12 protein-coding genes are annotated in these 13286 nt (G+C 46.8%); 8 read left to right on the top strand and 4 right to left on the bottom strand.

All coding sequences use genetic code 11. The features are described 5' to 3' along the window. The first annotated feature begins 63 nt into the window (after window positions 1-63). The 4 genes from hisB to accB all read left to right on the top strand — a co-directional run bounded on the left by hisB (window position 64) and on the right by accB (window position 2918). Window positions 64-705, top strand: a complete 642-nt coding sequence (gene hisB / locus C7B77_RS11165) for an imidazoleglycerol-phosphate dehydratase HisB (protein WP_106304213.1) — start codon at window positions 64-66, stop codon at window positions 703-705. Between the two features lie 262 nt (window positions 706-967). Then, a complete protein-coding gene (locus C7B77_RS29875; RefSeq protein ID WP_181243813.1) occupies window positions 968-1120 on the top strand; it encodes a hypothetical protein in 153 nt (50 codons plus the stop codon). A gap of 307 nt (window positions 1121-1427) precedes the next feature. Then, window positions 1428-1988, top strand: coding sequence for an elongation factor P (gene efp / locus C7B77_RS11170; RefSeq protein WP_106304216.1), 561 nt, complete (start codon window positions 1428-1430; stop codon window positions 1986-1988). A gap of 444 nt (window positions 1989-2432) precedes the next feature. Further along, window positions 2433-2918, top strand: coding sequence for an acetyl-CoA carboxylase biotin carboxyl carrier protein (gene accB, locus C7B77_RS11175; protein WP_106304219.1), 486 nt, complete (start codon window positions 2433-2435; stop codon window positions 2916-2918). Window positions 2919-3063: 145 nt separating this feature from the next. Here accB and C7B77_RS11180 read toward each other — a convergent pair whose 3' ends face one another. From C7B77_RS11180 to C7B77_RS11190, 3 genes are all read right to left on the bottom strand, one after another. Beyond that, window positions 3064-4833, bottom strand: coding sequence for an ATP-binding protein (locus C7B77_RS11180; protein WP_106304234.1), 1770 nt, complete (start codon window positions 4831-4833; stop codon window positions 3064-3066). Window positions 4834-5232: 399 nt separating this feature from the next. Continuing rightward, a complete protein-coding gene (locus C7B77_RS11185; protein ID WP_106304222.1) occupies window positions 5233-5706 on the bottom strand; it encodes a response regulator in 474 nt (157 codons plus the stop codon). Beyond that, a complete protein-coding gene (locus tag C7B77_RS11190; RefSeq protein WP_106304225.1) occupies window positions 5703-8075 on the bottom strand; it encodes an ATP-binding protein in 2373 nt (790 codons plus the stop codon). The genes C7B77_RS11185 and C7B77_RS11190 overlap by 4 nt, the downstream gene beginning before the upstream one ends. A 611-nt stretch (window positions 8076-8686) precedes the next feature. Here C7B77_RS11190 and C7B77_RS30730 point away from each other — a divergent pair. Beyond that, window positions 8687-8848 (top strand): hypothetical protein, encoded by a 162-nt coding sequence (locus C7B77_RS30730; RefSeq protein ID WP_219892096.1) that lies wholly within the window; start codon window positions 8687-8689, stop codon window positions 8846-8848. Here C7B77_RS30730 and C7B77_RS29880 read toward each other — a convergent pair. Beyond that, on the bottom strand, window positions 8826-9071 hold the full coding sequence (locus C7B77_RS29880) for a hypothetical protein (protein ID WP_181243814.1): 246 nt from the start codon (window positions 9069-9071) through the stop codon (window positions 8826-8828). The genes C7B77_RS30730 and C7B77_RS29880 overlap by 23 nt on opposite strands. 522 nt (window positions 9072-9593) lie before the next feature. Here C7B77_RS29880 and C7B77_RS11200 point away from each other — a divergent pair. The 3 genes from C7B77_RS11200 to C7B77_RS11210 all read left to right on the top strand — a co-directional run bounded on the left by C7B77_RS11200 (window position 9594) and on the right by C7B77_RS11210 (window position 13150). After that, window positions 9594-11762 carry a catalase gene (locus tag C7B77_RS11200; protein WP_106304228.1) on the top strand — a complete coding sequence of 723 codons (2169 nt, stop codon included), beginning with the start codon at window positions 9594-9596 and terminating at the stop codon, window positions 11760-11762. Between the two features lie 339 nt (window positions 11763-12101). Next, entirely contained in the window at window positions 12102-12731 is a 630-nt protein-coding gene (locus tag C7B77_RS11205; RefSeq protein WP_219892098.1) for a DUF2267 domain-containing protein, read from the top strand. A gap of 221 nt (window positions 12732-12952) precedes the next feature. Further along, window positions 12953-13150 carry a DUF2949 domain-containing protein gene (locus C7B77_RS11210; RefSeq protein ID WP_106304231.1) on the top strand — a complete coding sequence of 66 codons (198 nt, stop codon included), beginning with the start codon at window positions 12953-12955 and terminating at the stop codon, window positions 13148-13150. Window positions 13151-13286: the final 136 nt, after the last annotated feature.

The following is a 13286-nucleotide window of genomic DNA, read 5'->3' on the forward strand; positions in this document are numbered from 1 at the left end:
TACCCATCCACCCATCCACCCATCCACCCATCCACCCATCCACTCATCCACCCATCCACCCTTATGCCCACTGAGATCGCCCCTCACCTCAAACTTGCTGCCAATGTGCCATCCGAACATCGAGTTGCGACAGTTCATCGTCGCACTGGTGAAACTGATGTCACCGTAACGATCGATCTCGATGGTACGGGGATCTGTCACGCACAGACAGGCGTGCCATTTCTCGATCACATGCTGCATCAGATCTCTTCTCACGGTTTATTCGATCTCCACATTACCGCTACAGGCGATATCGAAATCGACGATCACCATACGAATGAGGATGTGGGCATTACCTTGGGGATGGCTTTGGCCAAAGCTTTAGGCGATCGCAAAGGGATCGTCCGCTTCGGTCATTTCGTCGCACCGCTCGATGAAGCTTTGGTGCAAGTAGCTTTAGATTTTTCCGGTCGTCCTCACCTCAGCTATGGCTTAGAGATTCCCACTCAACGCGTCGGCACTTACGATACACAATTAGTGCGCGAATTTTTTGTAGCAGTGGTCAATCACAGTTTGATGACGCTGCACATTCGGCAATTAGATGGCATCAATTCTCACCATATTATCGAAGCTACGTTCAAATCTTTTGCCAGAGCGATGCGAATGGCGACAGAATTCGATCTGCGCCGGATGGGCAGTATTCCTAGTTCTAAAGGGGTGTTATAGAAGTTCTCAGCAATTAAGGGTAATTCGGGAATTGCCCCTAATTTCCAGAATATGTAGAGCCAGTAGCGCATCTTTAATGTCGATCTCTTGCGGATTATTAAGAGATCGGCATTAATTTTTAACAATAATTAAAAGCTCTCGCCTTTAGCGATCCCGATAAGTAAAAATCTATTACATTACCGATCGCCATCGATGCGACCCTTGTATAATCAAAAGTATCAAAGATTAAATTATTCACCTATATTAATGCAGGGGCTAAGTTATGAAAATTGCCACCATGCTAGAAAGTTTCATCGGTTATTTTTCCGATGCAGCATCACGAATATTCGCACTCGATCGTAATGAGTATCCAGCGACTGGGATCCAACCCTTTGAAGGAGAGATCGATAAAAAACATCGTCGTTCCTCTCACTAGTAGGCATTGGCGTTCGGCCAATCCAGAGGCATGGTATCGATCGATACCACAACCCGATCTACAATCTCGATCGTGAATCTATTTCGTGCGATTTTAAAGTCCTTAGAGGTATTGTTTCGGTGGTGAGAATGCGTTCTGACCACTGATTTTTGTTGAAACGATCTAACCGTTCGAGCCAAGCTAATCGCCGCATATAGCTACTGACAATCGATGGCTTGGGGATGAGTGCGTCGCTACCAATAGCCTCATCGTCCCTAAGACTGATAAAATAAGATGCCAACAATTCTCTGTAACAATCTAAATATTCATGATTTCCAGTAATGACTTTAGACCTGGTGTATCTATTGAGTGGAAGGGAGGCGTATGGAAGATCGTCGAATCTCTCCACGTCAAACCTGGTAAAGGTTCGGCATTTGTACGAACGAAGCTCAAAAATGTACAGAGTGGTAGCGTAGTAGAAGAAACCTTCCGTGCGGGGGAAACAATGCCCCAAGCGACGCTAGAAAAAATCAAAATGCAACATACATATAAAGATGGCGATCAATTTGTGTTTATGGATATGGAGTCTTTTGAAGAATCCAACCTCACTCCCGCCCAAATTGGCCCGAATGTCAAGTATCTCAAGGAAGGGATGGAAGTCAGCATCGTTCGTTGGGGCGAACAAATTATGGAAGTAGAACTTCCCAACACTGTCGTGCTGGTAGTTACCGATACCGATCCTGGCATGAAAGGAGATACGGCAACGGGTGGTAGTAAACCCGCGATCGTCGAAACTGGCGCACAGGTAACGGTACCTCTGTTTATCAGTATCGGTGAAAAAATCAAAATCGATACGCGTACCGACCAATATGTTGGTAGAGAAAGCTAAATTCCTAGCGATCGTCGCTAACCTCGCAGACTCCAGCATGTTAGCAGCCACTAGCAACTGCGATGGGTTAACCCCCAATTTTCCCTCGGTTCGCGATCGAGGCATAGATGCCATCACCGCGAACTGTGAGTGAATCTTGCTGAGGAGATCGCTCTAACCGATCGGTAATTTAACAATTTTAAGATGTTACGCAATCTGCCAATTTCTAGTACTGACAGAGATCCAATTTTTGCAAGATCTTAATTTAATTAAGAACGACAATAAGTATGAAGGCACAATTAAATATAAAAGCCTTATAATTGGGTTTGAAGGATGAGGCACCCGATCGCAGCAACAGTGGATGCCCAGTGGGTATTTTATACTTAATTAAGCCCAGTTACTTAGTTACATTGCAATGTTAGCTTGCAATTTTAAATAATAATAGTCAACTACGAATAACTGAATATGACAATTGATTTTAAAGAACTTAGCGAACTGTTGGCGGCAATTGCTGCTAATAATATTACTGAATTAACGCTCAAAAACTCAGACTTTGAACTTACTGTCAGTCAGGGACAGCCATTAATTAGCGCGGGTGTAAGATCGACGACGATCGCCGATATTAATTCGACGGTCATCTCCATGCCCGCACCAGAACAGCCACATGCGGCGATCGAACAGCGGCCTTCGACACCGACAATCGACACCAAGTGGATCGAAATTAAGTCGCCGATGGTTGGTACTTTCTACCGTTCTCCCGCTCCCGACGAACCCCCCTTTGCATCGATCGGCGATCGGATTCGTGCGGGACAAACTGTCTGTATCATTGAAGCCATGAAGCTGATGAATGAAATCGAAGCTGAATCGGCGGGACAAGTCGTGCAGGTATTAGTCGAAAATGGTCAACCCATCGAATTTGGGCAGCCATTGATGTATATCAATCCTGGCTAGTGCTAGGCTGCGCAACTTAGGTTACTATTTCAGACTCCCAACTCCCTGTCTTGTCTCGCTAAACCGTCGGGTTTCCCGACGAGCGCGAGCCGCAACTCCCAACTCCCAACTCCCAACTCCCAACTCCCAACTCCCAACTCCCAACTCAAAGTACTTTCGGCCAAGTAAAGGAAAAAGCACTACCTTGACCTAAAGCCGATTCTACCCAAACGGAACCACCGCGACTCTCGACGATCTTTTGGACGATCGCTAGACCGACACCAGAGCCGAGATTATTATCTTTGCCTTTGAGAGTTTGGAAGATGCCAAAGATCTTTTTGTGATGCTCTGGGGCAATGCCGGGGCCATCATCGACCACCGTAAATTGCCATAAATAATCTCGATCTTTGAATAAGATTTCCACATTGCCATCAGTGCGATCGTGATATTTAATGGCATTACCAATTAAATTAGCAAAAACTTGTTTGAGTAGTAACGATTGAGTTGTGAGAGTGGGCAAGTGGCTGGAAAAGCGCACCTTAAAATCGTCTGGCGGTTCGATCGTTTCGATGACTTCTCTCAATATTTGGCTGATATTTACAGTGACGGAAGCGACATTTTCTCGACCGACACGGGCATATGAAAGTAGGCCATTAATCAACATATTCATCTGTTGGACTCGCGACTGAATCAGGTTGAGTTGCTGTTGATTTTCAGCCGGGAGTTTGTCGTCGAGATCTTTGGCTAGCCAATCGGCAAGGTTGGAAATACCTCGTAAAGGTGCTTGCAAATCGTGCGAGGCGATACAAGCAAATTCGTCCAGTTCTTGATTGCGTTTTTCGAGTAAGTTAGTTGCTAAAGATAACCGCAAATTAGTTTGCTCGATTTCAATGACTCGATCGCGCAATTGCTGTTCGACGGCTTGTTGTTGGGCTAATGTATGCTGGAGATCTAGGACTAGTTCTGCTTGCTGAATCGCGATCGCCAGTTGCACGGACATTTCATCGAGTAAATTCAGCTCGTCGGCTTTCCACTCCCGCGTGGTTTTGCAGTGATGGGCGATTAATAGTCCCCAGACGCTCGGTTGGCTTGCTGGCGAGATGTCTCGCAACAAGATCGGTACTATTAATATTGCCTTAACTTGAAAACGCTCTAGCATTTCCACATAGCAAGCAGATAGCTGTGCTGCCTGAATATTGGAGATCGCGACTGTCTGACCGTTTAAGTATTTTTCGATCGAGTGCGAATGCTCGCCCTGAAAACAATTTTCTTCGATCGTGCGTCCCAAGGCTGGCGACCACTGCGGTAATACCGACTCCGAGACGATCGTGCCACTCAGATCGGGATTCAATTTATACACGATCGTGCGATCGCAGCCTAAAAGTTCGCGGGCACCATTGACACCCGCTTGCAGAATCTCGGCTAAATCGATCGAGTGTCCGATTTTTAACATGATACTCGCCAGTAACTTTCGCTGCTGCTGCTGTCTGGCGATCTGGGTTTGGAGCTTTTGCTCGATCAAGGCATTAGTCACTGAGTTTATTAACCTCTGAGGGGTGAGTTGTCCTTTGACGAGATAGTCTCTGACGCCGTGTTTCATCGCCTCTACTGCGATCGCTTCATTTCCCTGACCAGTCAGCATCACAATCGGCGGTAGCTTGCCGATTCTCTCGGTCAGTTCCTGGAGAAATTGCAGCCCATCCGTATCCGGAAGTAAGTAGTCTAGTAAGATGACGTCCGGACAATGGCGTTCGCACAAGTCCAGGGCTTCCTCTCCAGTCTCACAATCGCAGATCTGATAACCAAGCTCAGTTCCTGACTCTAGATATCGCCGATAGGTGACCCGATCGGTTTCTGAATCATCTACGATTAAAATCGAGCAGCCTAGCGGTTCTACGTCATCCGCACCAACATTTTTATTAATAAACGCAATCATTGGCAAGCTAACAACCTCGATAAGAAAAGAACGTTCCGATCGATCGCTGGTGAGACGAAAACAGAGCAGGAATTTTGATAAATCCTCAGATTGGTGTAGCTTCTTCTTAAAAGTGTCTTGCTATACCCACCACTCCTTTAACTTAACGCACTTTAGTAGATTGTTTATAACGAACGATTCGATCTGGGAGTTGGGAGTGGGGAGTTGGGAGTGGGGAGTTGGGAGTTGGGAGTTGGGAGCGGGGAGTTGGGAGTTGAGAGTTGCGGCTCGCGCTCGTCGGGTTTCCCGACGGTTTAGCGAGACAAGACAGGGAGTTGGGAGCGAGATTTATTGGAACTGCGTTCCAAATTAAGATTTACTCATTACTCATTACTCACTACTCATTACCCCTCCACCCCTCTACCCTTTACCTTCTAACTTAATTGCCGTCGGTAAGATCGCGACTTTAAACCAGTAATCGAGGAGGACTCTGACTAAATAGCGTAACTGTTCGATTTTCATCGGTTTGACCAGATAGCTATTGACACCAGACTCGTAACAAGCTTGGATATCTTTGGGATTTGAGGAGGTGGTGAGCACTACAATCGGGATGGTTTTGAGATGTTTGGAAGCATTGAGCGACACCAGTACTTCTCGGCCATCAGTACCTGGTAGATTGAGATCTAAGATCGTCAGATCGGGATTGGCGCGATCGCTGGTAGTATGATAGATACCTTCGTGGTTGAAATAGTCGAGTGCGTCATCGCCATCGATACAGCGATGAATCGACAGCGGACGATCGCTTATATCCACGATAATCCGACTCAATACTTCAAAGTATTCGTCGCTATCTTCGACAATGAGCAATGTTGGTGGTTGAGACTGGTCTTTCACGAGCGCGACCCCAAGGTAAAGTAAAAGGTACTACCTTCGCCGAAAGTCGATGTTACAGTCAGGATGCCGCCATGACGTTCGACAATTTTGCGGGCGATGGTTAAGCCCGCGCCAGTTCCACCGCCATACTTACTCGCTGGGTGGAGCCGCTTAAATATTTTGAAGATATTTTCGAGATGTTTGGCGCGAATGCCGATGCCATTATCTTTGACATAAAAGATCGTCTGCGATCGATCGAGATCGAGATCGAGATCTGCGGGTACAGAGTCGCGATTTTCATCTGGCAGAATATACCCGATCTCGATCGTTTTGGGGTCGCGATCGTTATACTTAATGGCATTGCTAATTAGGTTGGTAAATAGCTCGGTAAGCTGGGTGCGATCGCCTTGGACGACTGGTAGAGATCGGGGGATCTGAAACTTAGCATTTATCGATGGGTGACCGATCTCGATCGTGTTTAGCACGTTATCGAGCAATTGTGCCAAATTAACCGACTGAAATTGCAGTTCCGCTCGACCGCAGCGCGAATAGTGCAGCAAGGATTCGATCAGATCTTCCATCCGTTGCGTCAACCGCATTAGCGTTGCCAGTTTGTGCGTACCATCTTCGCCCAACTTGTCGCCATAATCTTCGATCAAGAAGGTGGAATAGTTGTGGATGCCGCGCAGCGGTTCTTTGAGATCGTGAGATGCGACGTAGGCAAACGAATCTAGCTCGATATTACTGCGCTGTAGTTCAGCATTTAAGACAGCTAATTCGTCAGCTTTTTGGAGGACGATGCCGATAATCCGACTCCGCAGTTCTAGTGCTGCTTCTAGTTCGCAGGCTTTCCAAGGTAGAGATTTGAGCCGTACCGTTTCTTTCCACCGCTCGAAGGATTTGCGGGGTGTGAGCTGCAAGGTGCCATCTTCACTAACTGCCACTGGTTTATTCGGTTCGCCACCCCAGTCGATAGTTTGCAGTACTTCAGGGCGGAACCACAGGAGATAAGTCTTCTGAATCTGCGATATCCGCAACGCTAATAGCCCGCTAGCGACATCTTTATGGGGTGCCATGGGGGGGTATTCACTTACCAAAGTATTGGTGCTAAACACGGCATCTTCGCCGATCTGGGTGTCGATCCAATTTATCAAATTAGCGATCGATTCTGATGGCGGCGCGCTGCCAAAAGCATTCACTTGGCCGCGTTCGCAAAAAATAGCCCCAGCGGCACCAACGATCGCGGTTAAATCGGTGGGGTTTTGGGCAAAACCATCGCGAAGACTCAGACAATTGGCGATCGTATCGATAAATCGCGCCTGAGCGGTTTGGAGTTGCAGTTTGTAGTCCAAATCTTCTGCATCGGCTTTAGAGCCAACCTCAAATGAAACCACTTGTCCGAGAAATTCACAAATCGTCCGCGTCTCGTAGGAGAGCTGTCTGGGGCTGTTGTGATGGCAGGCAATCAATCCCCATAATTGCCGATCTCGCAACAAGGAGATCGACATGGAGGCATGGACGCCCATATTGGCGAGATATTCTATATGCATCGGCGATACGCTCCGCAGTACCGATAGACTCAGATCGAGCGGCTCGCTAGTAATTGGGTTGAGTTGCGGCTCTAGTTGCGATGGGGTGTAGGACGCATCGGGAATAATCCGCAGCAAATTGAGCCGATACAGTTCTTTGGCTTGCTGGGGAATATCGCTAGCGGGGTAGTGCAGTCCCAGCAATGAATCGAGTCCATCGGATTTGGCTTCAGCAATTACTTTTCCCGAACCATCTTCAGCAAACCGATACAGCATGATGCGATCGAATCCAGTTAGCGTGCGAATCGCCGTGACAGTTTGCCGCGCGAGTTCGGCTAAGGTTTGGGTATTTTGAATCCGCGCGATCGGTGCTTTGACAAATTTATAAAAGTCAAAGAAGCTCACAGATCGAACATCGCTCTGTGCGGGATCTTCGGCGATCGCCAATCGCTCGATTTCCAGCACGACAACTCCATTGCTCCGATGTAAGATACCTTCAAATCCCTGTAATTTGCCATCTACTTGTAGCGATAGTCGCAGCGGATTGACATTCTCAAAATCAGCATTAAGGCAGCTTTCAATCTTGGTAATCTGTGCTGGTGCCATCAGCACTGATAGCGGTTGTCCCAGACAGGCAGCGGCAGATCGACCGAGCAATGCTTCACAGTTTTGACTGATTTGCAAAATCGTCAGATCGGTTTGGGTAAATGTCAATAATACACCATGAGCTTGAATGGCATTGGGAATATGTATGGGTTCGCGATCGCAGTTGGTCAATCCTAAATCTGATGCTACCAGTTTCGGATCTGTCAACATCGCTATCGATCGATTAACTTGGGAGATGAAATCTAAGGAAGTCATTTCAATTTTAAAGTTTGATTTGTGCAGATATAAATGCTGCTCACTGCGAGCTAATTATTACGTCTAGATCGATGCGATTTCTATGCACAATATTTGCACGCAAATGTTATGCATTGGAACAGTTCGCTCGCAGAGTCGATGCCAAAAGACTTGCTGTGCCGAACGCTCGCACTTGAAAATCCCTGTCAATCGACCGCTCTGAGTAGTTTTGGCTACCTGTATTGGTGCGATCTTGGAGTTAAATGGAATGCGTATAGGTCAAATTTTATATAATCCATCGTAGCAGTTATCTATTACATTATTAAGCTGCTCAAAATTTTGATATTGGGGAGTCGATTATCATCTAACCTCGATCGAGAACAGATCGATATCTAAATATCTATCTTTAGGTAGATATTAATTAATTCTAACTATCAAATTTGGTTGATGGGCAACCGATGGCGATCGCCAGTACGTGTATTACATTTTTACTAGTTAGCAACTTTTGCACTACAGATATCTCTCGATCGACAGAGGTTTTAAACTCGATCGATCTTTAACCTATGTAGTTAAGGATGTAACTGAGAATTGAACTCGTTATTAGTGCCAGTGAGTGAGTTAGACAGCACCCGATGTTATCTAGTCTTGTCGAGCGAAAGATGCGCCCGCAACTTTATTTATCCGATCGTTTGGCGACTGCAACTAACTCACTCAAAAGACTAAAAGTCGGCTGGCACTATGACGTTTTATTTATCGGTATCGTCTTGGACTTCAATTTAAGCGAGGAGTTATGAAGAAAATCGGCTTATTAATAGCTTCAGTAGCTAGCGTTTCACTATCGATTAGTTCCTGTTCGCCATCTGGCTCTGGTACTGGCGGCTCTGGAACTGGTACTGGTACGGGGACAACTACCCCGACAACTAGCCCGACAACTAGTCCGACAACTAGCCCGAATACTGGCAAGACAAATCCTCCTGGCACAAATTCTAAAACTAGCCCGAGTCCGACTGCAACCACAAAACCTTAAGCTAATCTTTCAACGAGTCCTTAATTTAGCGCGATCGACAATTTCTGTGCTAATCCAACTCGTTACACGGGAAGTCCCGAAAAATTTTCTCTAATTCGATAGATATACAGGGGAGATGTCCGCAGACATCTCCCTTAATTTATGAATTCAATACAAGTATTTTCATTGATTACCAAATGAATGTAGTAGCGGAAAAATACTCTGATTTGTGCTACGGCTAAGGATTTGTGATCTTGAAGATCGGGCAATATTTATGCTGACAAAGCTAAATAAAATGCGAATATTTATAGGTGTAAATTCATTCTAACAATTGAGATAGTAGTTATATTAACGATCGCAATATTTAAGACATCTCTACCTAAAGACAGAGCTTAAACAAGTCAATCTTGCTTAGATTTAGATAGCGTGTTAATCCTAATGAATTTGGGATGTCGATTTACATTCTCTCCATTTAAAGTAAATCTACGCGCGATCGATAATAACCAGCTCAAAACAGCATCCCACACCATATTATGAGCGAGCAACATCCAGTTAACGAGCAAAGCAAAGATCGCAGCCTAGAAAACTATCGTGTAGAACCCGGCCAAAACTTGACTACCGATGAGGGTCATCCACTTAGCAATACAGATGATTCGCTCAAAGCTGGTGGACGCGGGCCGACACTGCTCGAAGATTTCCACTTTCAACAAAAGTTATCAGCATTCGATCGCGAGCGCATCCCCGAGCGGGTAGTTCACGCACGCGGTGCGGGCGCACACGGTTATTTCGAGCCATACGAATCGATGGCCGAATTTACCAAAGCCAAATTCTTGGCAGATCCAGCCGTCAAAACGCCTGTATTCGTGCGGTTCTCTACCGTCGGTGGTTCGCGCGGTTCGGCGGATGCCGTCCGCGACGTGCGGGGGTTTTCGGTGAAGTTTTACACCGAAGATGGCAACTATGATATCGTCGGCAATAATCTTCCGGTGTTCTTTATTCAGGATGCAATTAAGTTTCCAGATATCATCCACGCGGTGAAACCCGAACCCGATAATGAGATGCCCCAGGCATCTACCGCACATCCAAGTTTCTGGGACTTTATTTCCCTAGTGCCAGAATCGATGCATATGATTATGTGGTTGCTATCCGATCGGACATTACCGCGTAACTTTAGCACCATGCAAGGTTTTGGCGTGCATACTTTCCGCTGGGTAAATAAAGAAGGTAAATCCCGGTTTGTTAAATACCATTGGAAACCACTGGCGGGCGTACATTCTAACGTGTTTGATGAAGCCCAAAAGATTGCGGGTAAAGATCCAGACTTCCAACGCCGGACATTGTGGGAATCGATCGAAAAAGGTATTTATCCTGAGTACGAATTAGGCGTCCAAATTGTCGAAGAAGAAGACGAACACAAGTTCGATTTCGATATCTTAGATTCGACGAAAATAATTCCCGAAGAATTGGTTCCAGTCCGCCCGATCGGTAAAATGGTACTCAACCGCAACCCCGATAACTTCTTCGCCGAAACCGAGCAAGTTGCCTACCAACCATCCAACGTCGTGCCAGGGATTGACTTTAGCAACGATCCACTGCTGCAAGGTCGGCTGATGTCCTACCACGATAGCCAACTACATCGGCTGGGTAGTCCCAACTTCGTCCATTTGCCCATCAATCGTCCCGTTTGCCCGTTTAGTAATAACAACCAAGACGGACGGATGCAGATGGATATTAAAACCAGTCGGGTAAATTACTCGCCCAACTCGCTCGGTGGCAATCTCCCCGCTCCCGTTGCGCCCGAAGATGGTGGTTTTACAACCTATCCAGAACGCGTCGAAGGACACAAGATTCGCGAACGCAGTCCCAGCTTCTCCGACCACTTCTCTCAAGCTACCCTGTTTTGGAATAGTCTTTCCAATGGTGAGAAAGATCGCCTCGTCGAAGCCAGTCACTTCGAGCTGGGTAAAGTTAAGAATAAAGAAGTCCAAGAGCGGATGATCGATCGATTCAACCATGTAGACCACGAGCTAGCCAAGCGCGTTGCCATCGGTCTGGGACTGCCCGCACCAACCGCTCCCGCTACCGAAAACCACGGTCGCTCGTCGGCAGCTCTAAGCCAAGAACACACCACCAAGACTGCTAAAGGTCGTCATGTCGCAATCTTAGCCGCAGACGGCGTAGACGGCGCACAGTTGGCAACCCTCAAGCACGCACTGAGTGCGATGCACATCTCCGCAGATATCGTCTCGAAACTGGGCGGCACGATCGCGACTGCCGATGGTGGAGATTCGATCGAAGTCGATAAAACGTTCCTCACTACAGCTTCGGTACTGTACGATGCGGTTTATGTACCCGGTGGGGCTAAGAGCATTGAGGCTCTCAAGGCTCATGGAGAGGCTCTAACCTTCATTCATGAGGCATTCAAGCATTTTAAACCGATCGCGGGTTCTGGCGAGGGTGTGGACTTACTGATGCAGGCAGATCTCAAAGGGATCGATTCAGCTCAGGTGAATGGTAAGATGAGCGCGCAGTTGGGTGTAATTGCCAGCCGCGATGTCTCGGAAATGGGTGCTTTTGCAACGGCGTTTATCGATGCTATTAAGGAGCATCGGTTCTGGACGCGTCCGGTACCGGGGACTGCTTCGGTGGAGGCGGAGGCTGAGAAGCTAATGATGCAGCAGAAGGAGCGCGCTTCGGCGTAGTTTGGGTGCTAGTGGGGGGTGTTTCATGCTCTCCTCTACTGGCAGGTTTCAAATTATTTAACTTGTGGGTTGCGATTCTTGCTGGTGGGGATGTTTCATGCATTACTCTACTGGCAAGTCTCGAATTATTTAACTTGTGGGTTGCGATTATTACTGGTTCTCCTAGCACCAGTAACCCAAGACCAAGCACCACTCCATAAATGGAGAAACTGGCGTTAAATTATGTGTCTTTTGTGAGAGCGAGTCTCTACCTATTGAAGGATGTGTCTCAGATCGAGCTTGCGTAGAATCTTATTAGAAATAAGAAAGCAGCTCGATCGAAGCAGATCGGAAATAACTATGGTAGATAAAACTACGACTAAAGCAGCAGCGGAGATAGCAGCTCCCACAACGGGAGTGGAGGAACCAGCAATTAATGCTGATGAGACCAAACAACGCACGCCAGAAGTAGACCCGACCGAAATTGAAGATCCCCGTGCGATGTTTGCCGATCGAGATCGATCGTTCTTAGAATACGTCATGGTTGAAGGTGGCTTTGCCGATCCTTATGACGCCAGAGATTTTACCGAAGTCGTATTCCGCATTATGCGCGACTTAATGACGACTGAAGCCGCAGATCGGGTGGCTGGCGAGCTACATGAGGAGATGATGCCGACCGATGAAAAGGCACTCCAAAAGGAAGTCGCAGACCTGTGGAAAGATAGCAATCCGATTGTGGCCTTCCTGAGCCGGGTACGTCCACCGTGGCAAGGCCCTGGCGTGTTTAAGATCGATTCCGATCGGTTTTTCTTTCGGGCGGCTAATGAAGGTGGACTAGAACGCAGTCCCGATGACGAAGACGGTCAACGCAAACACGCAGTCAAGGCGGTATTTACTGCCACCAAGCGCGAACTTTCCGCCGAGCGCATTGCCGAAATCGCAAGCTGGTTACCCGAAGATGGAGTTCGCGAGTTGTGGAATGAAGCGTAATTGAATTATTAAATTCTCCCCAAAGAAGCAAGTTTGAGGATTTATAACTACTTCTAAACTCGTTTCTTTGGTTGTTGCTCTAAGCGCAAGTTAGTCTGCTCTCAGGTTCGATTTTTAAAAACTTTTTAAACCCCGCTTTTAAATTACTTCAAATCTGGCCGATTGGTATCGTTGCTGGATTTTAACTTTAAATTACAACTTTAAGTTGAGTTAATAATAAAATGTCAGAACAAAATACTTCTCAAATTATTCGCTTTCTTCGCCAAGATCTCAGACTGCCCGACGAATCTGTAGAACTAGCTCTCAAACAGTCTCAAACCAATCGCGGCAGTTTACCGATCGTCCTCTGGCAGTACGGATTGGTGACCTTACATCAACTCGATCGTATTTATGATTGGTTTGAGTCTTACGTTTACTAAGGTTTTAAGCTTTAGGCTTTAGGCTTTAGGCTTTAGGCAGCGTTGCAGCCTTGTTAACGAACAGGTGACGCTCGTATTCTTACCCATTACCCATTACCCATTACCCATCCACCCATCCACTCATCCACCCATCCAC

Origin of the sequence: Chamaesiphon polymorphus CCALA 037 (assembly GCF_003003845.1) — a bacterium.
GTDB classification, from domain to species: Bacteria; Cyanobacteriota; Cyanobacteriia; order Cyanobacteriales; family Chamaesiphonaceae; genus Chamaesiphon; species Chamaesiphon polymorphus.

What these genes read in the sequence shown, in the direction of transcription:
- hisB (WP_106304213.1), top strand. Translation starts at nt 64, where the DNA reads ATGCCCACTGAGATCGCCCCTCACCTCAAACTTGCTGCCAATGTGCCA.
- C7B77_RS29875 (WP_181243813.1), top strand. Translation starts at nt 968, where the DNA reads ATGAAAATTGCCACCATGCTAGAAAGTTTCATCGGTTATTTTTCCGAT.
- efp (WP_106304216.1), top strand. Translation starts at nt 1,428, where the DNA reads ATGATTTCCAGTAATGACTTTAGACCTGGTGTATCTATTGAGTGGAAG.
- accB (WP_106304219.1), top strand. Translation starts at nt 2,433, where the DNA reads ATGACAATTGATTTTAAAGAACTTAGCGAACTGTTGGCGGCAATTGCT.
- C7B77_RS11180 (WP_106304234.1), bottom strand. Translation starts at nt 4,833, where the DNA reads ATGATTGCGTTTATTAATAAAAATGTTGGTGCGGATGACGTAGAACCG.
- C7B77_RS11190 (WP_106304225.1), bottom strand. Translation starts at nt 8,075, where the DNA reads ATGACTTCCTTAGATTTCATCTCCCAAGTTAATCGATCGATAGCGATG.
- C7B77_RS30730 (WP_219892096.1), top strand. Translation starts at nt 8,687, where the DNA reads ATGTTATCTAGTCTTGTCGAGCGAAAGATGCGCCCGCAACTTTATTTA.
- C7B77_RS11200 (WP_106304228.1), top strand. Translation starts at nt 9,594, where the DNA reads ATGAGCGAGCAACATCCAGTTAACGAGCAAAGCAAAGATCGCAGCCTA.
- C7B77_RS11205 (WP_219892098.1), top strand. Translation starts at nt 12,102, where the DNA reads ATGGTAGATAAAACTACGACTAAAGCAGCAGCGGAGATAGCAGCTCCC.
- C7B77_RS11210 (WP_106304231.1), top strand. Translation starts at nt 12,953, where the DNA reads ATGTCAGAACAAAATACTTCTCAAATTATTCGCTTTCTTCGCCAAGAT.